At 41.7% G+C, this 26,272-nt stretch carries 23 protein-coding genes and 1 riboswitch; of the genes, 17 read left to right on the forward strand and 6 right to left on the reverse strand.

Translation table 11 applies throughout. The annotated features are described in order from the left end of the window. Positions 1 to 167 precede the first annotated feature (167 nt). The 15 genes from pflB to efp all read left to right on the forward strand — a co-directional run bounded on the left by pflB (position 168) and on the right by efp (position 18,203). Positions 168 to 2,396 (forward strand): formate C-acetyltransferase, encoded by a 2,229-nt coding sequence (pflB, locus tag IGI84_RS05715; protein WP_200125186.1) that lies wholly within the window; start codon positions 168 to 170, stop codon positions 2,394 to 2,396. A 104-nt stretch (positions 2,397 to 2,500) separates the two neighbouring features. Then, on the forward strand, positions 2,501 to 3,256 hold the full coding sequence (pflA, locus tag IGI84_RS05720; protein WP_430600881.1) for a pyruvate formate-lyase-activating protein: 756 nt from the start codon (positions 2,501 to 2,503) through the stop codon (positions 3,254 to 3,256). Between the two features lie 94 nt (positions 3,257 to 3,350). Beyond that, complete coding sequence (locus tag IGI84_RS05725; RefSeq protein WP_200125184.1) at positions 3,351 to 4,280, forward strand: manganese-dependent inorganic pyrophosphatase; 930 nt, start codon at positions 3,351 to 3,353, stop codon at positions 4,278 to 4,280. Positions 4,281 to 4,368: 88 nt separating this feature from the next. Next, positions 4,369 to 5,178 (forward strand): DUF1803 domain-containing protein, encoded by an 810-nt coding sequence (locus tag IGI84_RS05730; protein ID WP_200125182.1) that lies wholly within the window; start codon positions 4,369 to 4,371, stop codon positions 5,176 to 5,178. A 197-nt stretch (positions 5,179 to 5,375) separates the two neighbouring features. Next, positions 5,376 to 5,822, forward strand: coding sequence for a hypothetical protein (locus IGI84_RS05735; protein WP_200125180.1), 447 nt, complete (start codon positions 5,376 to 5,378; stop codon positions 5,820 to 5,822). Positions 5,823 to 5,916: 94 nt separating this feature from the next. Further along, positions 5,917 to 6,324 (forward strand): hypothetical protein, encoded by a 408-nt coding sequence (locus IGI84_RS05740; RefSeq protein ID WP_430600882.1) that lies wholly within the window; start codon positions 5,917 to 5,919, stop codon positions 6,322 to 6,324. 203 nt (positions 6,325 to 6,527) lie between these two features. After that, positions 6,528 to 8,447 (forward strand): 1,4-alpha-glucan branching protein GlgB, encoded by a 1,920-nt coding sequence (gene glgB / locus IGI84_RS05745; protein WP_200125178.1) that lies wholly within the window; start codon positions 6,528 to 6,530, stop codon positions 8,445 to 8,447. A 31-nt stretch (positions 8,448 to 8,478) separates the two neighbouring features. Beyond that, on the forward strand, positions 8,479 to 9,621 hold the full coding sequence (locus IGI84_RS05750) for a glucose-1-phosphate adenylyltransferase (RefSeq protein ID WP_016610807.1): 1,143 nt from the start codon (positions 8,479 to 8,481) through the stop codon (positions 9,619 to 9,621). Next, the gene (glgD, locus tag IGI84_RS05755) at positions 9,611 to 10,762 is read left to right on the forward strand and encodes a glucose-1-phosphate adenylyltransferase subunit GlgD (protein ID WP_077452536.1); all 1,152 of its coding nucleotides are present in this window, start codon (positions 9,611 to 9,613) and stop codon (positions 10,760 to 10,762) included. The genes IGI84_RS05750 and glgD overlap by 11 nt, the downstream gene beginning before the upstream one ends. Beyond that, positions 10,759 to 12,192, forward strand: a complete 1,434-nt coding sequence (gene glgA / locus IGI84_RS05760) for a glycogen synthase GlgA (RefSeq protein WP_081119136.1) — start codon at positions 10,759 to 10,761, stop codon at positions 12,190 to 12,192. The genes glgD and glgA overlap by 4 nt, the downstream gene beginning before the upstream one ends. 117 nt (positions 12,193 to 12,309) lie before the next feature. Continuing rightward, on the forward strand, positions 12,310 to 14,763 hold the full coding sequence (locus IGI84_RS05765; RefSeq protein ID WP_200125176.1) for a glycogen/starch/alpha-glucan phosphorylase: 2,454 nt from the start codon (positions 12,310 to 12,312) through the stop codon (positions 14,761 to 14,763). A gap of 81 nt (positions 14,764 to 14,844) precedes the next feature. Further along, a complete protein-coding gene (locus tag IGI84_RS05770; protein ID WP_140965470.1) occupies positions 14,845 to 15,606 on the forward strand; it encodes a hypothetical protein in 762 nt (253 codons plus the stop codon). Between the two features lie 349 nt (positions 15,607 to 15,955). Then, positions 15,956 to 16,525: a DUF2179 domain-containing protein gene (locus IGI84_RS05775; RefSeq protein WP_005236782.1), complete on the forward strand. Its 570-nt coding sequence runs from the start codon at positions 15,956 to 15,958 to the stop codon at positions 16,523 to 16,525. A gap of 104 nt (positions 16,526 to 16,629) precedes the next feature. Then, positions 16,630 to 17,568 (forward strand): cation diffusion facilitator family transporter, encoded by a 939-nt coding sequence (locus IGI84_RS05780; RefSeq protein WP_086293416.1) that lies wholly within the window; start codon positions 16,630 to 16,632, stop codon positions 17,566 to 17,568. Between the two features lie 74 nt (positions 17,569 to 17,642). Next, positions 17,643 to 18,203: an elongation factor P gene (efp, locus tag IGI84_RS05785; RefSeq protein WP_005229668.1), complete on the forward strand. Its 561-nt coding sequence runs from the start codon at positions 17,643 to 17,645 to the stop codon at positions 18,201 to 18,203. A 62-nt stretch (positions 18,204 to 18,265) separates the two neighbouring features. Here the strand turns inward: efp and IGI84_RS05790 are convergent, their stop codons facing one another. Then, entirely contained in the window at positions 18,266 to 19,477 is a 1,212-nt protein-coding gene (locus IGI84_RS05790; RefSeq protein ID WP_200125174.1) for a chloride channel protein, read from the reverse strand. A gap of 91 nt (positions 19,478 to 19,568) precedes the next feature. Next, a riboswitch (Fluoride riboswitch) is annotated at positions 19,569 to 19,641 on the reverse strand. Positions 19,642 to 19,872: 231 nt separating this feature from the next. Between IGI84_RS05790 and IGI84_RS05795 the strand changes: the two genes are divergently transcribed. After that, positions 19,873 to 20,565: a hypothetical protein gene (locus tag IGI84_RS05795; RefSeq protein WP_077452530.1), complete on the forward strand. Its 693-nt coding sequence runs from the start codon at positions 19,873 to 19,875 to the stop codon at positions 20,563 to 20,565. Positions 20,566 to 20,647: 82 nt separating this feature from the next. Here IGI84_RS05795 and IGI84_RS05800 read toward each other — a convergent pair whose 3' ends face one another. Beyond that, complete coding sequence (locus tag IGI84_RS05800; protein WP_005229675.1) at positions 20,648 to 20,926, reverse strand: GIY-YIG nuclease family protein; 279 nt, start codon at positions 20,924 to 20,926, stop codon at positions 20,648 to 20,650. After that, entirely contained in the window at positions 20,916 to 21,650 is a 735-nt protein-coding gene (locus tag IGI84_RS05805; protein WP_200125172.1) for a tRNA1(Val) (adenine(37)-N6)-methyltransferase, read from the reverse strand. Before IGI84_RS05805 ends, IGI84_RS05800 begins: the two co-directional genes overlap by 11 nt. A 137-nt stretch (positions 21,651 to 21,787) precedes the next feature. Between IGI84_RS05805 and IGI84_RS05810 the strand changes: the two genes are divergently transcribed. After that, a complete protein-coding gene (locus IGI84_RS05810; protein ID WP_005229679.1) occupies positions 21,788 to 22,423 on the forward strand; it encodes a lysophospholipid acyltransferase family protein in 636 nt (211 codons plus the stop codon). Between the two features lie 53 nt (positions 22,424 to 22,476). Here IGI84_RS05810 and IGI84_RS05815 read toward each other — a convergent pair whose 3' ends face one another. The 3 genes from IGI84_RS05815 to anmK all read right to left on the reverse strand — a co-directional run bounded on the left by IGI84_RS05815 (position 22,477) and on the right by anmK (position 26,163). Continuing rightward, on the reverse strand, positions 22,477 to 23,568 hold the full coding sequence (locus IGI84_RS05815) for a DUF871 domain-containing protein (RefSeq protein WP_081119128.1): 1,092 nt from the start codon (positions 23,566 to 23,568) through the stop codon (positions 22,477 to 22,479). A 117-nt stretch (positions 23,569 to 23,685) separates the two neighbouring features. After that, positions 23,686 to 24,981 (reverse strand): PTS sugar transporter subunit IIC, encoded by a 1,296-nt coding sequence (locus tag IGI84_RS05820; RefSeq protein WP_005229683.1) that lies wholly within the window; start codon positions 24,979 to 24,981, stop codon positions 23,686 to 23,688. Positions 24,982 to 25,002: 21 nt separating this feature from the next. Further along, positions 25,003 to 26,163 (reverse strand): anhydro-N-acetylmuramic acid kinase AnmK, encoded by a 1,161-nt coding sequence (gene anmK / locus IGI84_RS05825; RefSeq protein ID WP_194195357.1) that lies wholly within the window; start codon positions 26,161 to 26,163, stop codon positions 25,003 to 25,005. Positions 26,164 to 26,272: the final 109 nt, after the last annotated feature.

Here is a 26,272-nt window from a genome sequence, read left to right on the forward strand (position 1 = left end):
CATTTAAAATATACCTATAAATCAACGTTTTTAATAATAAACATCTTAAAAATAATTAAATTGTTCAAAATAATTCTTGAAAATGCTTGCAATCATTCAGGCGTGTGTTATACTGTTCACGTAAAGCTGTTACATTAGTGAACAGAAAATTTAAGGAGGTCCATCAGATGGAACAATGGAATGGATTTAAAGGAAAAACTTGGAAAGAAGAAGTAAACGTACGCGACTTCATCCAAGAAAACTACACACCTTATGACGGAACAGATGAATTCCTAGCAGATGCTACTGAAGCAACGACAAAGCTATGGGATCAAGTCATGGAACTGAACAAGCAAGAGCGTGAAGCTGGCGGCGTATTGGATATGGATACAAAAGTCGTTTCAACGATTACTTCTCATGGACCTGGCTACTTAGACAAAGACTTAGAAACAGTTGTTGGTTTCCAAACGGAAAAACCATTTAAACGCAGCTTGCAACCATTTGGCGGCATCCGCATGTCAGAACAAGCAGCAGAATCTTACGGCTATGAAATTGATGCGGAAGTTTCTCACATTTTCCGCGACTACCGTAAAACACATAACCAAGGAGTATTTGATGCCTATACACCTGAAATCAGAGCAGCTCGTCGTTCTGGTGTAATCACAGGTCTTCCTGATGCATACGGTCGTGGCCGGATCATTGGTGACTACCGTCGTGTTGCATTATACGGAGTGGATTTCTTGATCAAAGAAAAACAACAAGACCTACTATATTGCGGAAACGGAACCATGTCTGAAGACATTATCCGCCAACGGGAAGAATTAAGTGAACAAATTCGTGCGTTAAGCGAATTGAAAGAACTAGGAAACATTTACGGATTTGATATTTCTAAACCTGCTCAAACGGCAAAAGAAGCATTCCAATGGTTATATCTTGGTTACTTAGCAGCCATCAAAGAACAAAACGGTGCAGCAATGTCATTGGGACGTACGTCAACTTTCCTTGATATTTATGTAGAGCGTGATTTGAAAAACGGTGTGATCACTGAAGTAGAAGCACAAGAAATCGTTGACCATTTTGTCATGAAACTACGTCTTGTGAAATTTGCTCGGACACCTGATTACAATGCCTTGTTCTCTGGGGACCCAACTTGGGTAACTGAATCAATCGCTGGTATGGGTGAAGACGGACGTCATATGGTAACAAAAAACAGCTTCCGTTTCTTACACACTCTAGCAAACTTAGGCCCAGCGCCAGAACCAAACTTGACTGTTTTATGGTCAACACGTTTGCCTCATAACTTCAAAACATTCTGTGCGAAAATGTCGATCCAAACATCAGCGATTCAATATGAAAACGATGATGTGATGCGTGGGCATTGGGGCGATGACTACGGAATCGCTTGTTGTGTATCAGCAATGCGTATCGGGAAACAAATGCAATTCTTTGGTGCTCGTGCCAACTTAGCGAAAACATTGTTGTATGCAATCAACGGTGGGGTCGATGAAAAATCAAAAGCACAAGTTGGACCAAAATTCCAACCAATTACTTCTGAATACTTGGATTACAACGAAGTAATGGAAAAATATGACACAATGATGGATTGGATTTGTGAGCTGTATGTGAACACATTGAACATCATTCATTACATGCACGACAAATATTCTTATGAACGCATTGAAATGGCGCTACAAGATACAGACATTTTACGTACGATGGCTACTGGTATCGCTGGTTTCTCTGTAGCAGTTGACTCATTATCAGCAATCAAATATGCCAAAGTTCGTACGATCCGTGATGAAAACGGCATTGTTGAAGATTACGAAATCGAAGGCGATTATCCTAAATACGGAAACAATGATGACCGCGTAGATGATATCGCAGTCAACTTGTTGAAAGCCTTCATGAAGAAAGTGAAACGCACCAAAACTTACCGTGATTCAAAACACACAACATCGATCCTTACAATCACTTCTAACGTGGTTTATGGTAAGAAAACAGGGAACACGCCTGATGGACGTCGTGCAGGTGCACCATTTGCTCCAGGAGCAAATCCAATGCATGGTCGCGATACTCATGGAGCGTTGGCAAGTCTTTCATCAGTTGCGAAATTGCCATATGATTACTCATTAGATGGTATTTCAAACACCTTCTCAATCGTACCTAAAGCATTAGGTCGTGACGATGAAACACAACAAGAAAATCTAGCAACAATGTTAGATGGCTATGCTGCAAAAGGTGGTCACCACTTAAATATTAACGTATTTAACCGTGATACATTACTTGATGCGCAAGCTCATCCAGAAAAATACCCACAATTAACGATTCGGGTTTCTGGTTATGCGGTTAACTTCATTAAATTGACCAAAGAACAACAAGATGATGTCATTGCTCGTACAATGCACGAAGCAATGTAATAAGTAACAAATTCAGGCGGCGGACGGGAAAATCCGCCGCCTCTTGTTTTGAAAGTATCAGACGGAACAAGATCATCCGTCGTTTCGAAGAAAGGAAGAGCATTATGGCAGTAACAGGACAAGTACATTCAACAGAAAGTTTTGGATCGGTAGATGGACCGGGTATCCGTTTTATTGTATTCATGCAAGGATGCCGCATGCGTTGCCAGTTTTGTCATAATCCAGATACTTGGAAGATTGGCACGGGTGTCGAACGAACGACCGATGACGTCTTAGAAGAAGCGTTGAAATACCGTGAATTCTGGGGACAAAAAGGTGGGATCACTGTCAGTGGTGGGGAACCGTTACTTCAAATGGATTTTCTGATCGATTTGTTTCGCAAAGCCAAAGCAGAAGGGGTCAGCACAACATTGGATACTTGCGGAAAACCATTTACACGAGAAGAGCCTTTTTTCAGTAAGTTTCAAGAGTTGATGACTGTGACTGATTTGCTGTTGTTTGATATCAAACATATCGATAACAAAGCCCATAAAGAGTTAACTACTCAATCCAATGATAACATTTTGGATATGGCGAATTATCTTTCAGAAATCAATCAACCTGTCTGGATTCGCCACGTGCTGGTTCCATTTAGAAGCGACTATGATGAATTTTTGATCCGTTTGGATGAGTTTATCAAAACACTGAAGAATGTCGATAAAGTGGAGATCTTGCCTTATCACACGATGGGAAAATACAAGTGGGATGAGCTTGGTTTTAAATATCCCCTTGAAGGCATCGAACCACCAACAGAAGATCGGGTGAAAAATGCCAAACGTTTGCTTCATGTAGACGACTATAAAGGCTACTTAACCCGTTGATTAAAACAGGAAAGAAGAGATTGCTATTGCTTCTTTCCTGTTTTTTTACTATGATTAGAAAGTGAATATCAATTGAAATAGGAGCGATGAAGAAATGTCGAAAATATTAGTGTTCGGTCATCAAAATCCTGATACCGATGCCATTGGTGCAGCGATTGCTTTTGCGAACTTACAAAATCAACTCGGGAAAGACTGTGAAGCAGTCGCGCTTGGTACACCAAATGAAGAAACACAATTTGCACTAGATACCTTTGGTCTGGCTGCTCCTCGTGTGATCGATTCAGTGGCAAAGGAAACCCAAGAAGTAATGCTAGTGGATCATAACGAATTTCAACAAAGTGCAGCAGATATTGCGGATGTTACTGTATTAGCAGTGGTCGATCATCACCGTATCGCTAACTTTGAGACAGCTAACCCACTGTACTATCGTGCAGAACCTGTTGGTTGTACCAGTACGATCGTCTTGAAGTTATACAAAGAAAATCAAGTGGAAATACCAAAAGCGATCGCAGGAATCATGCTTTCAGCGATCATCTCCGATACATTGTTATTCAAATCGCCAACATGTACCGATGAAGATGTAGCGGCAGCAAAAGAATTAGCGGTTTTAGCAGGTGTTGAACTGGAAGCATACGGATTGGATATGTTGAAAGCCGGCACAAACCTTGGGACGAAATCAGCAGCAGAATTGCTGGACTTGGATGCAAAAAGCTTCCCAATGGGCGGGAAAAACATCCGTATCGGGCAAGTCAATACGGTCGATTTAAAAGAAGTCTTTGACCGTCAAACAGAGTTGGAAGCTGCCATGAAAGAATCAATGTCAGCAAATGGCTACGATTTGTTCTTGCTGGTTGCTACTGATATCTTAGACAGTAATTCTGAGCTATTAGTTGTTGGTGAACCAATTACCCCAGTAGAAGCAGCGTTTAACACGACATTAACCAACAATCGTGCCTTCTTACCAGGAGTTGTTTCTCGTAAAAAACAAATCGTTCCTCAATTAACCGCAGTTTTTGAAGGATAATTTGAATAAATGTCAGAATGCTGGTGAGATCTGTTTTGGTAGATCAAGCCAGCATTTTTCATGATTTTTTGAATAAGGAGTCCTTACAGTGAAATTTTTTTATAGTCCCCATTATCGTTCATTACAACCGATAGTGGCATCTTCTGAATTCCATGATTTGGTTCATGTGCTTCTAAGCTGTCAAGAACCGCCGACATTACGAGAGCTAAAAGCGAAGTTTCCGCAGGTGTCATTTGATAAAACTCTTGACCGCTTGATCGCATCAGCTTTGATCATCCGTAAAAATCGACGCTATTTTTTAGGTTTTCCTGTTTATACTGAAGAAGATCAAAAGCAGTTGCAAGAAAGTGACGGTTTTTATCAAGAAGCCCTTGATTGGTCAACACAAGAGATTGCTGATTTTATCAAAAGCTTTACGGTGACAAGTGCTGAAAACAAATATTTTTATGGTTGTTTGCAAGGAGTGGAGCAAGGAGTCGTGTATTCGTTGACTCATGAGACGTTTCAGATGATCACTTACGCAGAAGCGCCATGGCCACCGACACTACCGGCTTTTTTTGAAGCAAATCGCCAGCTACAAAATCTAGCGGTTTATGACGAACTAATGGATTTGATTGGCGATGTCGATCCAGTCTATTACTTAGATCAAGTAAGTGTCATCTTTGAACGTATCCGTAAAAACAAAAAAGTGCGTTCAAGTATTTTTCTAGAATCGCTCCAACGATTGAAAATTGTCAGTTCCGAGCTAGATTTCTTGCTGGAAGAAATAAATTGTGATAATCTAAAAAACGGTCGTTATCCTCCTTCTGAAAAGGATAGTTTCTTGCAACGATTAGTGATTGCTCAATTAGCAATAAGGATAGGTTCATACAACACTTTATTTTTCAATAATATTTGATATTTCTAATAATTGTGTTATTTGTTTAAAATTATATGATTTTTTAAAAGCTGTTAGACATCATTCTAACAGCTTTTTTTAGTTTTCTTTAAAATGATAATTTGATGAATAAAAATTAAAAAACAACAATCGTTTTGTTTGGAGTTTTGATTTCTTGGTGATATGATGATTTCAGAACTTTGAAAGGGGATATAAAAATGGAAGGATATAAAACGGTTGAGTTTGAACAGTTGGAAGGGCATAAAACGAAAGCAGAAATGATTACATTCGTATCGATGACAGAAATAGAAGCTGCTCGGCAAGCAATTACAAATGCGGGGATCGATGAAACACGTTTTTCTGACGGAGATCTCATTCTGGCATTGAAGCAAAAGGAACGATTTGGGGCAAATACAATCGTTTCCGTGGTTATTGATTGGCTAGTGAATCAAAATTACTTAGTGAATCCAGCCCATGCTCTGCGTTACTTGGCAAAGAAAATGGCTGATGGTCCAGTAACGAGTTATAAACTATTAAGTGAGAGTGAGTTTGACTGTGATGGGAATTACTACTTGATTGGTCACACTGGTAAATCATTGGCGGTAAATAAAGCCTATAAAGTGTATACTGACGGGCAAGTAAAAGAGCTTTGGCAAGAAAAATAGTTGAAGATGATTTCGGCTCTAGCGGGGAAAGAAAGTGACTGTAGAAACAGTTGTTTTCAAAAAAGGATCAAATATTGAAGGTTGTGAAAGATGCGTGAAACTAAACATTCGAATCGGCTTAGCTGGCAGTCATCTTCTGATTGGTGCATTCAGCCTGATCGGCGCACTGCTGACGCTTTACAAAGTACCAACTAGTTTTGGTACGATCCAAGTCTTGTTAGGTGAAATTTATTATACCGATACGGTATTTGACCGATTTACTCAGCTTTTCTTATTGGGGATCATTAGTCTTTATACCGTAGTGACGAGTTTTTATGGGTTTCGATTTTGGTGTTTTTGCTCCGCCTCTTCTGCATTTGGGACACTGTTGGTATATGTTGAATTAACTGAGACACTTCCGATGATGGTTGTTTTTATCCTAGTATTGGTAAGTTTGTTTCAGTTATGTGTAGTCACATACTTCATTTTCCAAAAGCTAAAAAGTAGAGCTGAAACAGGTTGAACAGATACGTTCAAGCTGTTTTTTTCTGTCCAGAACAATTCGTTCGTATCATAGGGTTATTACGTTACTAGAAATTTATTTTATGCTATGCTAGCAGTAGAGAACGTTTGCTTGCGAATCTTTCTCAAAGGGTAAAATCGTGACAGTGATCGATGGTCACAGAATAAGCGATCAAGATGAATTGAAGGAGGACTGATGAGAGAGTGGTTACCAAACAACAGGAACTGACTGCAGAAAAAGACTTTCTGAGTGGTGAAAATTTTTATGTCCAACATTTCTTAGGAGCCCATCAAGTCGATAACGGCTATGTGTTTCGCGTTTGGGCACCAAAGGCTCAACAAGTTTGGCTTGTTGGCGATTTCAACCAATGGACAGACACTTTGCCAATGAATAAAAGGGCAGAATCTGGAGTATGGGAAATTGAGACCAATCAAGTAGAAGCAGGCCAGCTTTATAAATACAAAGTCAAACAAGCAAATGGACGAGAAGTGTTAAAGATTGACCCTTTTGCTGTCCATTTTGAAGCTCGACCAGGAACAGCGGCAGTCTTGCACAAGATTCCTCCCAAAAAATGGCGGGACGGACTGTGGCAAGGCCGCAAAAAAAGACAGAAAACATTTAACCGACCTCTAAATATTTATGAAGTTCATGCCAGCTCGTGGAAGCATCACGAAGAAGGCACCCCTTATCGCTTCTCTGAATTAAAAGATGAACTTATTCCTTATGTGAAAAAAATGGGTTATACCCATATTGAATTTATGCCATTGATGGAACATCCATTAGGTACCTCTTGGGGCTATCAGTTGACAGGTTATTTTGCGCTCAGTTCCTATTATGGGACACCAGAAGAGTTCCAAGACTTTGTAGAGGCATGCCACTTAGAAAATATTGGTGTCTTTGTTGACTGGGTACCTGGACATTTTTGTGTCAATGACGACAGCCTCGCTTATTATGACGGGACACCAACCTTCGAATACATGGACGAGAATCGAGCCAAAAATGTGCGCTGGGGAGCAATCAATTTTGATCTAGGGAAACCGCAAGTCCAAAGCTTTCTGATCTCAAGCGCCTTGTTTTGGATTGAGTTCTATCATATCGATGGGATTCGAGTGGATGCTGTTTCCAACATGATTTACCGCGATTATGACGAAGGACCTTGGGAGCCCAATCACGAAGGCGGCAATCGCAATTTTGAAGGCTATTACTTCTTGCAGAAGCTTAATTCCGTTATTAAATTAGCCCATCCAGCAGTGGTCATGATAGCAGAAGAAAGTACTTCTGAGACCAAAATAACAGGAATGGTCGAAGAGGGCGCGTTAGGATTTGATTATAAATGGAATATGGGCTGGATGAACGATGTCTTGCGTTTTTACGAGATGGATCCGATTTTCCGCAAAGACCATTTAAGTTTGCTTTCTTTTTCTTTTATGTATCGGATGCAAGAAAATTATATTTTGCCTCTCTCGCATGATGAAGTTGTTCATGGTAAAAAAAGTTTGATGCACAAAATGTGGGGAGACCGCTACAAGCAGTTTTCACAATTACGCAATCTTTATACGTACATGATGATGCATCCAGGAAAAAAACTATTGTTTATGGGAAGTGAATGGGGTCAGTTTTTAGAATGGAAGTACGATCACGGTCTTGAATGGGTCGATCTAAACGATTCCCTAAATGCAAAAATGCAGTTCTTCACCCAAACCTTGAATGAATTGTACAAAGAAGAACGAGGTCTTTGGGAGCTAGACGATCAGGAAGAATCGTTGGAAGTGATCGATGCAGATAACTTAGATGAAACGACATTGACTTTCTTGCGACAAGGGAAAACCAAAAAAGATTTCTTGATCGTGGTGGTCAATCTAACACCGGTGGAGCGGCACGATTTTGCGATCGGTGTTCCGTATGAAGGAACATATCGTGAGATTTTAAACACGGAACGGGATATATTTGGCGGAACTTGGATTGCTAATAACCAAGACTGTCAAACCAGTCATACCCCTTTTAAACGATATGATTATCAAATCAAAACAATTTTGCCTGCACTTGGGGCTTTGATCATCAAACCAGAAAAAATCAAAATGACTCGTAAAAAAGGACCAACAAAATCACGAAAAAAAGAGTAAAGGGGGAAAGGTGAGTAGATCACCAAACAAAATGAAAACAGAGATGTTAGCAATGATCCTCGCAGGGGGACAAGGGACTCGATTAGGGAAATTAACAAAGAATATTGCTAAACCAGCGGTTCCATTTGGTGGCAGATATCGGATCATCGATTTCACGTTGAGTAATTGTGTCAATTCAGGAATCAAAAATGTGGGTGTTGTCACTCAGTACCAGCCATTAGCACTAAACAACCATATCGGCAATGGTGCGAGCTGGGGATTGGATGGCATCAGTACCGGAGTGACCATCTTACAGCCATATTCAAATTCAGAAGGCGAAAAATGGTTTGAAGGAACCGCCCATGCCATCTATCAAAACATCGCCTATATTGATGAGATGGACCCGCAATATGTCTTGATTTTATCCGGCGATCATATCTATAAAATGGATTATGAAGAAATGCTGGAAAAACACAAAGAAAATGATGCTTCATTGACGGTTGCAGTTCTCGAAGTTCCGATGAAAGATGCTTCTCGTTTCGGGATCATGAATACTGATAAAAATGACCGCATCATCGAATTTGATGAAAAACCAGCCGAACCAAAAAGCAATCTTGCTTCGATGGGGATCTATATATTTGATTGGAGTCGTCTACGCAGTATGCTATTGAGTAACTACACAAAAGACGGCGAAATGGTCGATTTTGGGAAACATGTCATTCCTTCTTATCTCGAAAGCGGCGACAACGTTTTTGCCTATCGCTTCTCTGGCTATTGGAAAGACGTAGGAACAATCGATTCCTTATGGGAAGCCAACATGGAATTTATTGATCCAGCCATGGAGTTGAATATCCGTGATAAAAGCTGGCAAGTGTTCTCTAAAAATCCAATCGCACCCCCACATTTTGTGACTGAAACCGGTGCTGCAAGAAATTCGCTTGTGATGGATGGCTGCTATGTTGCTGGGGAGATCGAGCACAGCATTTTATCAGAGAATGTGCAAGTGAAAGAAGGCTCGACAATCAAAGACAGTGTGATCATGCCAGGAGCGGTGATCGGCAGAAACGTCAAATTAAACCGAGTGATCGTTGGGGAAAATGCAGTGATTGGTGACGACGCAGAAATCGATGGAACAGACGAAATTGCCGTAGTCGGCTATTCTGAAATTTTAGGGGTGACGATTGATGAGAACTAATAAAATGTGTGCGATTTTAGGGAACCTACAGCGATACCAAGACTTGATGCCATTAACGGAAAATCGTCCGCTATCAACCTTGTTATTTGATTGCAAATATCGCTTGCTAGATTTCAATCTTTCAAGTATCGAAAATGCCAATATCAAACAAGTCTATATGATTTTCAATGAAGGAGAAACGCAGTCGGTCTTCGATCATATCGGTGGCGGAAAAGAGTGGAACTTGGACGGCGTACAAAACCGGTTCTTTATCCACTTATTCCAAGACTCATTGAAAAAGCAAGCCGAAGGGCAAGAGTACTACTATAATGTCATTGACTATCTGGAAAAATCCAAATCAGATCATACTGTATTTATGGGCAGTAAGATCTTATGCAACATTGATTTGCGTGCATTGCTGAAAATTCATCAACTACAAGGCAATGAAATGACTGTGGTGTATAAACGTATCGGCAGTGATCATGTTTCTGAAAGCGACTTGTTGTTCAATGTTGACAGTGAAGGTCACTTAGAAGAAGCGATCCAAGCGAAAAAAGGGGAAGTTGGCTCCTTAGTCAATTTATGTACGGATATTTTTATTATTCAAACGGATCGACTGATCACGGCTCTTAAAGAAGGCCAAACGGTTGGCGCAACGGCGGATCTCGGTCAATTTTTAAGAGAAATGATCTCTGTAGAGAATACCGGCCTTTATGAATATACTGGTTATTTAAGTAATATTTACGACATCTCTTCTTATTATCAAACCAACATGGATATGTTAGATGTTCACAAATTCACTTCATTGCTTTATTCGAATCAAAAAATTTATACCAAATTGAAGAATGAAGTACCAACCTATTACTCGGAGACGTCTGAGGTGAAAAACAGCCATTTTGCTTCTGGTTGCATCGTGGAAGGTATGGTCGAACAGTCACTGGTTGCCCGTCGTACGAAAATCCATCCTGAGGCAAAAGTCAAAGGCGCAATCATTTTCGGGAATAACGAAATCAAAGCAGGTGCGGAAGTTTCTTATGCGATCTTAGATAAAAATGTGACCATCGCAGAAGGTGTAAAAGTTCAGGGAACCAAAGATGCGCCGATCGTTATTAAGAAGAATTCTCATGTGACAGAAGATGTTATCGGAGGAGCAAGCGCATGAAGGTTTTGTTTACAGCAGCAGAATGCGCCCCGTTTTTTAAAACAGGCGGATTAGGGGATGTTGCAGGTGCATTGCCAAAAGAGTTGGTCAAAAAAGGCGTCGAAACAGTTGTCGTCTTACCTTACTTTACGAAAATGCCTGCCGAATACCAAGACCAAATGGAGGATTGTTTTTCCTTTGAAGTGGCGGTCGGCTGGCGCAAGCAATATTGTGGGATCAAAAAATTAGTTCTAGGCTCTGTGACCTATTATTTCATAGACAATCTCTATTATTTTGGTCGCGAACGTCTCTATGATTTTTATGATGATGGGGAACGCTTTGCTTTCTTCCAATTAGCCGTGATCGAAATGATGGAACGCATTGAATTTATTCCAGACATCGTTCATGTCAATGACTACCATACGGCGATGATTCCGTTCTTGATCAAAGAAAAATATCATTGGATTCAAGCGTATCAAAACATACGCACCGTTTTGACGATCCATAACATTGGGTTTCAAGGGTGGTATAGTCGCGATATATTACCAGATCTTTTTGGGATGGGTACGGAAAGATACGATGATGGAACCTTGCGCTTAAACGATTGCTTGAACTTTATGAAGGCAGGAATCTTGTATGCTGACCGCATCACGACCGTCAGTCCTTCCTATAGTGAAGAAATCAAAACCTCTGAGTTCGGCTGTGGGCTTGAAGTCATTTTACGTATGGAAAGCGGCAAACTCAGCGGCATCTTAAACGGAATTGATTATGAAATGAACGATCCAGAAACCGATCCTCATTTGGACTATCCTTTCAGTGTCGAGGATTTATCAGGAAAAGCCAAAAACAAGCGAGCGCTACAAGAACAGTTTGGCTTGCCAACTCGTAAAGAGGTTCCGTTGATTTCCGTTGTCAGTCGTTTGACCACTCAAAAGGGGTTCCATTTAGTTCTTGAAGAAATGGAAAACCTCTTGCAATTTGATGTCCAGTTTATCCTATTGGGAACCGGTGAGCATGATTTTGAAGAAGGCTTTCGTTACTTTGCGCAGAAATATCCTGACAAATGTGCCGCCGCGATTTCTTTTGATATCGCATTGGCGCAAAAGTTATACGCAGCAGCGGATCTCTTCTTGATGCCTTCCGCCTTTGAACCATGTGGACTATCGCAGATGATCGCGATGCGTTATGGTACATTACCCGTCGTCCATGAAATCGGTGGCTTGAAAGATACGGTAGATTCCTATAATCCGATCACCAAACAAGGTACCGGCTTTGGCTTTCAAGAGTTTTCACCATTCTACTTGATGAATGCCTTGAAACAAGGAATCGAATTGTACGAATCGGATCAGACAACCTGGAACGCTTTAGTCAAGCAAGCAATGAAAAAAGATTTTAGCTGGAATCAAAGCTCAGATCTTTATGTTGAGTTGTATAATAATATCAAAGTTTGATTGTTTTAAGACAGAAGAATCCTTGTCTGCAACAGAACGGTTAGTTGTATGACTAGCCATTCTGGCGGCAAGAATTCTTCTTTTTTATAAACGGTTAGCATAAAGGAGTGTAACCCTATGACAAAAGAACGATTGCGTGAACTGCTAGAAACCAACGTGCACGAACTGTTTGCGATAGAGATCGATGAAGCATCGCCGCAGGAATTGTTTCAGGCACTAGCCAATGTTGTGAAGCAATTGTATTCAGAAGACTGGCGCCAGACCAGAAAAAATCTCTTGTTGGAGGATCAAAAACAAGCGTATTATTTTTCTATCGAATTTTTACCCGGCAAAATGTTAAAGAGCAATCTGTTGAATATGCAGCTGTTGGAGCAAGCAGAAGCCGTTTTTGAAGAGCTAGGGGTTTCACTTGACGATGTTGCGGAAACAGAAAAAGACATGGCTTTAGGCAACGGGGGACTCGGTCGCTTGGCGTCTTGTTTTATGGATTCATTAGCTTCTTTAGGTTTGCCGGGAAATGGCAATGGGATTCGGTATCGTTACGGATTATTTAAACAAAAATTTATTGACGGTCATCAAGTAGAATTGCCCGATGATTGGTTGCGTTCGGGGAATGTTTGGGAAGTCCGCAAAGAAAGCAAGGCGGTGCCAATTCGTTTCGGCGGACAGGTCTATCTCGTTACCGGAGAGGACGGAAAATTAGCCCCAGTCTATGAAGGTGGCTTTACCTGGCGGGCGGTTCCTTATGATACAGCAATGGTTGGCTATCAAAATCACCATCTCAACACCTTGCGCTTATGGAGTGTTGAGGTCCCTGCAGAAGATGAGGCGCACTATGCCACACTAGAATCGCGTCAAGCATTGGAAAATCTGACAGCGGTCTTGTATCCTGATGATTCCAATGAGACAGGCAAACGGACTCGGCTGATGCAAGAATACTTTTTTGTATCTGCAGGGATCCAAAGTATCGTCCGTTATTATAAAAAATTGAATTTACCTTTGGCCATGATGAGTGAACGAGTAGCGATCCACATCAATGATACGCACCCAGCCCTTTGTGTCCCAGAACTGATGCGCATTTTAGTTGATGAAGAAGGTCTTGCTTGGGAAAAAGCGTGGTCGATTACCGTGAAAGTCATGAGTTATACGAACCATACGATTATGGCGGAAGCTTTAGAAAAATGGCCTGTGCGCATGATTGAAGAAGTTTTGCCAAGAATGGATCAGATCATCAAAGAAATTGATCGCCGTTTTGTGGAAACGATGCAAGGGGTCCATCCGCAAGCCTTACTGGAACGGACGCGAATCATTATTGATGATCAAGTCCATATGGCACATCTCGCGATCGTCGGCAGCCACAGTGTCAATGGCGTAGCCAAGCTCCATTCTGATTTACTAAAATCAGTGGTACTCCATGACTTTTATCTTATTTATCCTGCCCGTTTCAACAATAAGACCAACGGCATCGCGCAACGGCGTTGGCTTCAGCTAGCCAATCAACCATTAGCCAAAGTGCTGGATCAGTCCATCGGTACAAGCTGGCGCAATGATCCATTAGACCTGCAACTGCTCAAAAACTATTATGAGGACGAAACCGTTCTGCAACAAATTGCCGACGCAAAAATGAGCAATAAACGAGCGCTGGCTCGTTACATTCAACATACGACTGGTGTCACAGTTGACCCAACAGCAATCTTTGATGTGCAAATCAAACGACTACATGCCTACAAGCGACAATTGTTAAATCTCATGCACATCTTGAAGCTCTACTTTGAGGTCAAAGACGATCCGACTGCAACGTTTCATCCAAGAGTCTTTATCTTTGGCGCTAAAGCAGCACCAAGCTATCACTATGCCAAATCAATCATCAAAGTCATCAATGAAGTGGCGAATCTGATCAATCATGATGAAAGCATCAATGACAAAATCAAGGTTGTCTTTTTAGAAAATTACAACGTTTCTTTGGCAGAAAAAATTATTCCAGCAGCGGATGTCAGTGAACAAATTTCGTTGGCTTCAAAAGAAGCATCGGGAACAAGTAATATGAAATTAATGCTGAATGGGGCAGTAACGATCGCCACTTTAGATGGTGCGAATATTGAGATTCGAGATGCGATCGGTGATGAAAACATTGCGATCTTTGGGCTAACGGAAGAAGAAGTGTATCAGTATTACGCCCAGCGTAATTATTCTGCCTATGCGTATTATGAGTCAGATCCAGTATTACAACGGGTAGTCAATGCCTTTATAGATGGGACGATCCCGAATATCCAAGTAGAAGGTCGCGAGATCTTTGATTCACTTTTGAAATACAATGATGAGTACTTTTTATTAAGAGATTTCCTCGCCTATTGTGATGCACAGCATCGGGTAGATATTGCTTATCAAGATACCCATCGCTGGCAAAAAATCAGTCTAATGAATATTGCGAATGCTGGGAAGTTTTCAGCGGATGAAACGGTGCGAAATTATGCAGCAGATATTTGGCAGATCGATCCATTATTTGCCCATATCAAAGAACCAAATGCGGCAAGCTTGACGGAGTCAGTGCCTCCCTTGGGGAACAGTTGAAGTGACTTCGGTTGAAATGGTGTAGTCTTTCGTGAAATTCTCTTTTATTTGTGGTATGATGAAAAAAATGCATGTAAGAGGATGAGTACAGTGGCAAATTATTTAGATGTGAAACGAAAACACTTCCGTTTTCCTGCTTATGATGATACAGATGGTGTGAAACTGCAATCTGAGCATCGCCCCGCCTTCAGTAAAGCAGATGATTGGATTTTAACAGAAATCAAAGATACCGTGAGTCATTCTCACAAGGAAGAAAATCAATCTTTGCAGCGTAAAGTGCAGTCAAGCCAACGGGATCGCGGACATAATGTGCGTCAAAAAGAAGAACTCGCCAACCACCGTGCCAACTTACCTCAGTATGGAAAACGTCCGGTGAAAGAGCAGATGCCGACAGGAAAAACCAATTTTTTTGGTAAGGATGCTAAGCACTCTTCTTATCAAGTCACAAGCAAACAAGAACGAGCGGAAGTAGCTTCATCACCAAAAAAAGAGTACTCAGGGCGTTCGTATTTTGTTCCTAAATATATCCCAGCTTCAATAATCCCTGATGAACAAAAACCAGAAATTACGTCTAATGACTTGATGGATGCAATGGCAAAAAAACAAGAGAGTTATTTGTTATTTGATAACGAACCAGCAGCCTACCAAGTCAAAGAAGAAAATGATCCGACGGTAAAGAAATTCAATCGCCCCCAATCGGTGGGCATGACTCGCAGTGAGTTTCGCGCTAATAACAAAAAAAATGGCGATAAAAAGCGGTCCGTTCTAGATCGTTCTTTACAAGGAATGATTGAAGACGATCAACGGGAGGATTCAGCAAACGGTTATTTTCGTTCGGAGTAACTTAGCAAACAGAAAATAAATAGCAGGAACCAGAATTGAAAGAAAAAATACGGATGAAACCAGTTAGAAACTTAAATCTAACTGGTTTTTTGAGTAGTCATTGTAACAAATGAATGTATGACAGTCGGAGGTCTGAATCACTCGATGGAGAAACTGGTTTTTGTAGATTATGAAAGGGAGTGAATCGCAAATTGTGTACTCATTTTCTGAGCGTCTTTGAAAAAAACGGTGCTATTGTTCATGGAGGTGTTTGATTGATTTTATTATAGTGTTTTAGTAGTTAACTCCTGCTCAAATATTTTAATTTTCGCTGACCTTTTGATATGCTAAGAACAAGGGGGAATCAAAGATGGAAGTTGATCTACAAATGCTGGCGATGATTTTCTTTATCAATCTCGCCTATGTTACATTGAATACATTGCGATTTTTATTGACAATGAAAGGGTATCGTGTGATTGCCCCATTAGTGAGTATGATTGAGATCACGATCTATATTTTAGGATTATCTATGGTATTGGATCGTTTGGATAACCCACTGAATCTCTTGTTCTATGCGCTAGGCTATGCCGCTGGAGTCAGTATCGGGATCAAAATCGAAGATAAGCTGGCTCTCGGGTACACAATGGTTACCGTGATCTTGCCTAGTAATACGGATGAGGAAAAAAGTTTGCCTAAGATCTTACGACAAGAAGGCTACGGAGTTACACAAAGTTATGGAGAAGGCTTAGAAGGACCGCGACTGATTTTAGAGATTCTCTCCCAAAGAAAAAGTGAGAAAAAGCTCTATCAGACGATCAAAGCAGTGGAAGAACGAGCGTTCATCATCAGTTATGAACCCAAGTATATTTCAGGCGGTTTTTGGACCAAAAAAATCAGCCGCCGAGAAGCGAAGCTAAAAAAACAAGCACCTGTTGATTGAAGGCGTTTAGTCAGGCATGATTCATTCGAGAAGAATAGCTGAGTATAAAGCAGGGAGTTTATTGATGAGAGGAAGCGTTAGGTGTGGAAAAGAAAGCAAATGGCATGATGGCGGTCATCGCTGCCTTGATCTCAAACATTTTGGTGGCAATCAGTAAGTTTGTCGGTTATGCACTAAGTGGCAGTGCGGCCATGCTGAATGAAAGCATTCATAGTGTCGTAGATTGTAGCAATCAAATCTTTTTGTTGATCGGGGATAAACGGGCAACAAAGGGACAAAGTGAACTGCATCAGTTTGGTGAAGGTCGAGCGAAATATTTTTTCAGCACGATCGTTGCCATGATGCTCTTCTTTGGTGGGGGCGCACTCGGTGTGATGGAAGCGGTAGAAAAGCTGCTGCATCCTGCCCATGAAGTTGGTAACGCTTGGTTGGTGATCGCTATTTTGATTTTCGGGATGATCGTTGAAGGAAGTTCGTTGTGGATCGCGATCAAGGAGATCCGCGAACTGAATGTGGAACGTCAACCAATCTATCGTTTTTTGAAAGAAAGTCGGCATAGTGAGATTCTGATTATTTTCACAGAAGACTTTTGTGCAATGATCGGCCTAATGATCGCACTATTTGGTACGATTTTAACCATGATTACGGGGAACGCATTTTTTGATGCCTTCAGTGGTTTATTGATTGGTCTCTTATTGATGGTAGCAGCCATTTTCTTAGCCCGCGAATTTTATAGTCTACTGATTGGCGAAAGTGTCACAAAACGGGATCTAGCAGTGATCAAAAGAGCATTTGAACGGCCAGATGTTGATCGCTTGATTGATGTTAAAACGGTTCATTTAGGACCAGCAGAAATTTTGATTGCGGCAAAAGTTGATATTGCCGCAAAACAAGAAGAGGTCGGCTATGAGATCATTAATGAGATTGAAGCCGAGATTCGACACCAGATGGCAGATAAAAAAGTCTATATTTATATTGAGACAGATGAGTATGACCCTCACTATATGGAGAAGCGCCGTAAACTTGTGCGACCTTCCCACTGATTTAGCTAGAATAAAGCAGCTTTTTTTGATACAATAGACAAGGATTATCACATAGTGAAGGAGATTTCAAAATTATGATCAATGCAAGTGACTTAAGAGCTGGAATGACATTCGTTCAAGACGGCAAACTTATCAAAGTATTAGATGCTAGCCATCACAAACCAGGTAAAGGAAATACGGTTATGCGTATGAAATTACGAGACGTTCGGACTGGTTCGACTTACGATACAACCTTCCGTCCCGAAGAAAAATTTGAAAAAGCGCATATCGATACGAAAGCTGTACAATATTTGTACACAATGGATGATACAGCATTCTTCATGGATCTGGAAACGTATGAACAATACGAAATTCCAGTTGAAGTGGTCGAAGAAGAAATGAAATTCATTCTTGAAAATATGGAAGTAAAAATCCAATTCTTCGGCAGCGAAGTAATCGGCGTGCAATTACCATCAAGTGTGATCTTGAAAGTCGTTGAAACACAGCCATCAATCAAAGGGGCGACTGTGACTGGTTCAGGCAAGCCAGCAACGATGGAAACGGGCTTAGTTGTCAATGTTCCTGACTTTGTTGAAGAAGGCGAAATGCTAGAAATCAATACAGCTGAAGGTACCTACTTGAAACGTGCGAAATAAGAAAAAAACCGCGATTTGTTCGCGGTTTTTTCTTTTGCTCTGGATGAGGGATCAAAAGTGCATCATTTCCCATCTGCCAATGACTTTTGTAAGGGATAGATACTATAGGGGTTGCTGACAAAGTAGGCGACGGAGCAGACGATTACAAACAACGGCAGATTTTCAAAACCAAAAACTTCCCCACCAATAAAGATCGGTGCAAATAAAGTGCTAGTAGCACTGCCAAAGACACTGGCATAGCCTAGGGCTGCCACCAGTTCAATGGGCAGTCCAAAGAGTGGTGCCAGCACGACGCCCAAAGAGGCGCCGATCGCAAACAAAGGGGTGACTTCTCCACCCAAAAAACCAATGCTGATGGTCAGTACGGTTAACACCAACTTAAACAGCCAGTCATAAGAATAAATGGGTTGATCAGCAAAACTGGCGCTGATCAAATTCGTTCCTAAACCTGAATAACGACCATGGTACAAAAGGACAAAAAGTAAGACTAGCACGAGTGAACCGATGCCGATACGCCAGAGAGGATGAGGAAACCGCCGTTTCATGATCCGTTTCATCGTTTCTAATAATCCCGCAAAACTGCCGCCAACAATACCAAATAGTAAGCCAATTAAAAGTAATTTCAGAAAAACAGCCAAAGTCAAATCGGGGGACGGTGACAAAGCAAAACTAAACTTTTCTAATCCTAACAATTGAGAAGTCGTACTAGCGGTGAAAGCAGCCAGCAAAGTCGGTAAGAGTGCATAATGACTGAATTTACCGATGACAAGTACCTCCAGTGCGAAGAACGTCGCAGCGATCGGGGTTTCAAATAAACCAGCAAATCCCGCAGCCATCCCAATCATGATCAGGGTGCTGGCATAATTTTCTAGTCGGAGCCATTTTCCTAAACGATTGGCAATGGTGGCTCCTAATTGAACTGCCACCCCTTCTCTGCCGGCACTTCCTCCAAATAAATGCGTTAGCCAGGTTCCCACCATCACAAATGGGATCAAGCGCAACGGAATGTCTTTTTCTTCTTCATGTCCGACTAAAAACACTAAATTCATTCCTTGAGGACTTCGGTCACCATACTTTTGGAAAAGGTAAGTAAAACAAATACCGATAATTGGTAAAAGGAGAATCAAGGGCAAAAAATGACTTTCACGAAAAGCACTTAAGGAAAGTAGGATTTTACCAAAGAAAGTATCGACGGCTCCAGCAAGCACCCCAATCACCAGACTGAGCAATCCTAATGCAACCAGTTCAAAATACGTGGTTTTTTGTTTCTTCATTTCTATCACGATCCTTTAAAAAATATAGGAATAATGCTCTTGCAACTATGACGAACGAGTGAAAATAAAAAATGACTACTACACACTAAAAAAAGTGGTAGAAGTCATTAGCAAAATTGCGGTTTCAGTAAGAACTGAGGGAGACATTCATTCCCGATTAGCATCAATATTATCTGATAAAACCCTCCTTTTGTCAATGGATGCTGGTCGTGAAAATCAATCCAACGAATACTTATCTTTTATACATACTTATGGTAAAATTAATTTCATAAGAATTTACATGTGAATTGTGCGTCGTAAGAGTCACTGACAAGAAAAGGGATGAAAGGACGATCCTTCTACTGTTTGACCAAGGGAAAAACAGTGGGTAGGGAGGAATCGAAGGGGAAGAAAAAATGATTGCATTTATGACGAGCGAAAAATGGCTGCAAAGTGAGCGTTTTTACTATGTGATCCTACCAATTCTCATGGTGGTTGGTTTGATTGCGTTATTAGGGTTCCTGATGGTTCTGCTTTATCGAGAAAACCGCAACCCGAAAGTGACGCTATTGCTTGGCGGCATAGTCGTTACGTGTCTATTAGGTTTTTTTATTGGTGATCAAATGTATGGTGAATTCAAAACGTATAATGCGCTGATCACACCGAATATCCGAGACCGCGAAAAAATGTTTCTAGGCTATAAATATTATGAATCTGATACTACAGCAATTTATCAGCGCATCCAAAGCAATGAAGCGATTGAAACTTTAGGGATCTATCAAGCAATACCGGTGGAACGGGAGATTGAATATCTTGGTTCTGCTCATAACTCCGTATATTTTAAAATGGGCGCCCAGGTTTACTATGCTCGCTATCAACCGACATTTGTGGAAGAGGAAACAACTGCTAAACTGCAGGGGGTTCAATACCATTTGACGGATCCTTCCTTTGAAACAATTGGATTCTATTCCGAAACCAACAACTATTTAACGGCAATTACGATTCCAAAGACCCAAGAAACCCTCGAATATCAATCCGTTGATTCTGTGATCCCGAAAGAATTCGGGAAAAGTCAAACCCAATGGGCGTTACCGAATAGGAATGAATAACCATAAAACAAAACTACCTAAGTCACGCAAGGAAGTTTCCTCAAGCAGGAATCTTCCTTGCGCAGGTAGTTTTTTTGCTTGGTCAGATAACATTACTCTCGCTATGGCTGCTCAGGTAGTCCTCTTTCTTTTTGCGAGACAATTTTTTGAAGGCGGCTTCTGCTTGAGTGGCTTCACTGCGAGTGGAAAAGCTTTCTGCATGAATCATTTGCAAAGGTCTGCGACTAGCAGGACGGGTATATTTTGCCCCGATCCCTTTGTTGTGCTCTAATAAGCGGCGACTCAAATCTGTGGTATAACCACCGTAGAAGGACTGATCGTTGCAACGCAAGACATAAAAATAATGATTCTCAGCAGCCATAGAGCATCGCCTTCACTTCTGAACTATAGGCACCTGTTTCATCATAGGTAATGAGAGGGGAATCAATTTTAAAGCCATCCGCCTTACCATCCTTGATTCCTTCAATCAATAAAATATTTGCCTCTTTGCCTACTTTCGGATAGACGAAGCGGACGCGTTTTGGGGCGATTCGATGGGCACGCATATGGTCCAAAATATCGAGAAAGCGATCCGGTCGATGAACCATCGCAAACCGTCCGTTCATTTTTAATGCTTTGCTGGCGGTTTGGATCACTTCATCTAAAGTTGTGGTGATCTCGTGTCGGGCGATCGCTAAATAGGGGTTCGGGTTTTTGATCGCCGTCGGTACATTTTTAAAATAAGGCGGATTGCAGACCAAAAGATCGACGGAATCAGGCCTGATTTTTTGAAAGAGGTCCTTCAAGTCCATAGGATAGACCGTCAGCTGGTCTTGCAAGTCGTTTAATTCGATACTGCGCTGCGCCATATCCGCTAAGCGTTCCTGTAATTCGACCTGATAAATATGAGCGGTCGTTTTTTTGCTGATAAATAAACCGACTGCACCATTCCCTGCACAAAGGTCAACGATCACACCTCTTTTTGGCACTCTAGCGTAATTTGCTAATAAGACAGCATCTAATGAAAAAGAAAAAACTTCGGAACTTTGAATGATCTTGATGTCATCGGCATACAATTGGTCGATGCGTTCGTTCGGTTGCAACATGAAGCATACTCCTGTTCTAAATTCATTTCAATGTATTATACTACGATTAAGAATAATGGGAAACGCTAAAAAATGCTTGTCATTTAAACCGTTTTTTTGCATACTTGAATAGGAGAGAAATAGAAAGGAAAATGAGTATGTTTTTTCGCTTTATGCGCGGTGTGGTTCGCGTAGTATTATTTTTGATCAACGGCAATGCTCGTTATCAAAACAAAGAGGTTTTACCTAAAAATGAAAACTATATTTTAGTGGCTCCTCACCGAACCTGGTGGGATCCATTGTACCTAGCAGTGGCTGCTCGGCCAAAGAAATTTAGTTTTATGGCGAAAGAAGAGCTGTTCAAAAACCCGATTTTACGGTTCATTTTGATCCATGCCAATGCTTTTCCAGTCAAACGGGACAAACCGGGACCGAGTGCGGTAAAGACGCCAGTCAAAATTTTGAAGGAAACCGATCTTAGTTTGATCATGTTTCCAAGTGGTACAAGACATGCAACGGCTTTAAAAGGTGGCATGGCGTTGATCGCAAAAATGGCCAAAGTCAAGATCGTTCCCTCTGTTTATCAAGGACCGCTGACGTTAAAGGATTTATTTAAACGCAAGCGAGTGACTGTCCGCTTTGGGGAGCCCATTGACATCAGTGACATCAAAAAGATGGACAAAGAGGGCTTGGCGGAAGTGGAACGGCGCATCCAAGGTGCATTTGACACACTGGATCAAGCGATCGATCCGTCATTTGTTTATCAAATCGATGAGTCCAAAAGAGAAGATTAATACGCAAGAAAAGCCGCTGATCCTTTTGTGATCAGCGGCTTTTTTCTAACGATTTAATCCAACAATTCGAAAGCAAATTTGGTCCATGGTTTCAAATATTCCAACAAAGGCAACTCCTCTTTGGGAATAGCGCCGACTTTGTTTTTTCGGGCGTCTTGGTGAGGGGTCAAAACGATCTGCAATTCGTTTTTGTACTGACCAAAGGTATCATTGCCGATAACGATGTCCCCATAAGCAAACGGTTCTTGGTTTGTATGAGGGAGGTTTTCGATGGGACGGTATTTCACCCGTGATTGTGTGGAACGAGCGACTAACGCATTACTGTCACCGCGACGAAAATGATTGGTTTCAGCTAAAATCCTCCGTTCGATTTCGCTGGCTTCTGCTTCTACGGAAACGCCAAAGGTCAGTTTGTAGCGATCGATCGCCGCCAGAGCTTTCAGTTCTGCATCCGACGCATAGGCATTGCCAATAATCACCGTATCGATCAACCCAGAAGCAAAAAGCAGCTTTCCTTGCAGCGCCAATGGTAAATCGCGACAAGATTCTAAGGTTGGCAGACCATCATTGACTTCCCAAGGACCAATTTTGGCTGATTGACTAGTGATGAAGGCGGCTGTTTTCAACCCATATTTTTTGAAACGTTGGCTGCAGCTGCGGAAAAAAGCCTCCGTTAAGCCTGTGCCTCGTTGGGGGTAAAAATTGTGGCAACCATATAAAAAAGGTTCATTGGCTTGATAAGAAAGGATATTTTCTAAATAGTTCACATCATTACTCATATTCAATTCAATCGCCAAGCCAAATGGATTAAAGGTCAGCTGGGCTTCTTTATTGCCATCAAACCCTTGATCCAAGCGGATACCGTCCGCACCTAATTCTGCAAAGAAGCTAAGATCGTCATAAGAGATCGCCAGATCACTAAAAACAGCTGGCGAAATATCTACTATCGTTTCAAAGCCAAGGTTCTTGGCAAACCCGATAATCGAAGAGAATTTTTTTCTGACGGTCTCTTTGCCTTCGCTGACTTCTAGCATACTCATAAATAAGCGAGAGTAACCAAGGGCAGCAGCTTTTTTTAAATAGTCTTGATCCAGTAACGGATCGCTATGGTCGGGGTAAATCGAAAGGCCAATTTCTCGTTTCAATGGTTTTCCTTCTTTCTAAAAAAACGCACGAAGCACCTCTTGGTATTGGAAAAAGCTGCTGAGGACCGCTTCTTCTGTTTGTCTTGGTGGGTACTTCGTACGACCGTTATTTACACATTATTGTGCGACTGGTTGATTTTCTTTTTCCAATTCGTTTTTGTCATAGATTTTTACGAATGGGTAATAGATCAGGATCGATAAAAGAATCAAAAGAACATTTAGCACGATCGCACGCCAATCGCCGCCAGTCGCTAAGAAAGCGCCAATGGGTCCAGGCAACGTCCAAGGGGCATTGACCGTAACTGCATTGACTAAACCAGCTGAGGTAGCGACCCACGCAATGACGCCATTGATCAGTGGTGCAATGATGAAAGGTGGGATCAAGATTGGGTTCAAAACGATCGGTGTACCAAAAATCAGTGGTTCGTTGATGTTGAAAATAGCTGGGATTAAGGCTGTTTTTCCTAGTTTTGAACCGAATTCCGATTTGGTGCGAAACGCTAACAAGATAGCCAAACCAATCGTTGAACCCGCCCCACCGATCCAGATGAACCATTGATAAAATGGTTCGGCTGCGATATTGGGAATCATATCTCCTGAAGCAAGCGCTGTGGTATTTCCTTCTAACAACTGTAACCATAATGGACGAGCCAGTGACCCAACGATAGAAGCACCATGGATCCCGAATGACCAGAAGAAGGTCGTCAAGAAGGTGATCAAAAGCACACTTGGCAAGGTATCTGCGGCACTGACTAAAGGATCGACGACTTTTGCAACGATCGTGTGCCAGTCAAAACCGATATAGTAAGTGATCGCGCCCATTCCTAAAATAATGACTAAAGTAGGGGTCAAGGCTTCGAAAGAGCGAGCGACTGCTGGTGGGACTTGTTCTGGCATCGTGATTTTAAATTTCGATTTGTCCGTTAATCGATAGATTTCAACAGCAAGGATCGAGGTGATGATCGCCACGAACATTCCAGCACTCCCTAAATTGGCCATTGGTAAGACAAAGCCGACCGTTCCAGCAGCATCCAAAGCTTCTGCTGGGATATTGACCGGGGTGAAGGTCAGTAAGAAGGCGGTCGTAGCTAGGATCCCACCAGAAAGACCATCAAGCTTATAAGAGCGAGAAAGACTGTATCCGATCCCAAATGCCGCATACAAGCTCATAATGTACATCGTCATTCGATAAGGCAATAAGATCGTTGTGGCATTGCTAGACAAGAATTGATAGATGCCCCAACTTTGAGGCAGCGGTGGAAAGGCTAAAATCATAAAGAACGAACTGACGATGATCAATGGCAAGGTTGAGACGATCCCGTCACGAACCGCCCGCAAGTGACGCTGGCTGCCAAGTTTTTCCATCGGTCCTGCCAAATGGCGCTCGATGAATTGAGTGAATTTATCTAACATGGTTTATCCTCCTAAGGTGTTTCACATTTTTGCTTCCCATGGATTTGGAATGATTTTTCCTAAAATCACGCCTTGGGCTGCCCCGGTTGCTGCAGGGGCATTATTGACACGGCTGTGAAGGGTTTCATTTCCTAAGATGGCAAAAGCCACCGCTTCTTTGGCATCGTTCGAACCGCCAATGTCATCTTGTGTTACAACGGCTACTGATTCGGGTAAATAGCCTTGGATCAGCTCAATCAGCAGATGATTATGGGCACCGCCGCCCGAGAGAATCACTTCCATATCGTTTGTTCCCAACTGAGGAAAAATGAACCGTTGGTAACTGTCAGCGATGGAAAAAGCGGTGAAATCGGTTAAAGTCCTCACCAAGTCTTCAGGTGCTGCTTCGGGATACTTGGTCAATAACTGCTGCACGAATTGTTTTCCAAAAAGCTCACGCCCGGTGCTTTTCGGCGGTTGCTGGGACAAATAAAAATGAGTTCTTAATTCCTTTTGCAAGGTGGGTATAATTGCTCCCGCTCGGGCTGTATCACCAAACGCATCATAAGGCTGACCGAATAGCTGAACCATTAATTCATCGATGACCATATTCCCTGGACCTGTATCAAAGGCATACAGCTCGTTTAAGCCGCCACTTTTTGGTAGTACAGTAACATTGCCGATGCCGCCAATATTTTGCAGCAAACGATTTTTGGTGTCTGATTGATAGAGCAGATAGTCTGTATAAGGAACAAGAGGGGCACCTTGACCACCAGCAGCCATATCCATCACTCGAAAATCGGCAACGACTTTCGTTTGTAAGCCATAAGCGATAATCGAAGGTTCGCCAATTTGCAAGGTGCTGTTTTTCGCTGGATCAGCATCGGGGGAGTGCCAGATCGTTTGTCCGTGGCTGGCAACAAAATCAATGCTTTTTTCTTCAATACCGGCTTTTTGGCAGAGGATTTGACACGCTTTCAAAAATTGATACCCTAATTCAGTATTTAATTGGCAGATGAGGGGAACATTTGATTCCACCGGATCACAAGCGGTTTTTATTTGTTCCTTCAATTCTTCACCAATGGGCAGAGTAACCATTTCCATCAGCTGAACGTCAGTTTCGGTACCGCAGCCGTTGATTTTTACTAAAGCAGCGTCGATCCCATCCAAACTGGTTCCTGACATGAGTCCTATTGCTAGCATATCGTTTCTCCTTTCTTTATAAAATAGTGATGAAAGCGATTGTTGAATTCGATTTCACACTCATTGTAAATGAAGTGTAATTATATTTCAAGATATAAATTTATAATTG

It is taken from the genome of Enterococcus sp. DIV0008 (genome assembly GCF_050542615.1).
GTDB lineage: Bacteria > Bacillota > Bacilli > Lactobacillales > Enterococcaceae > Enterococcus_D > Enterococcus_D innesii.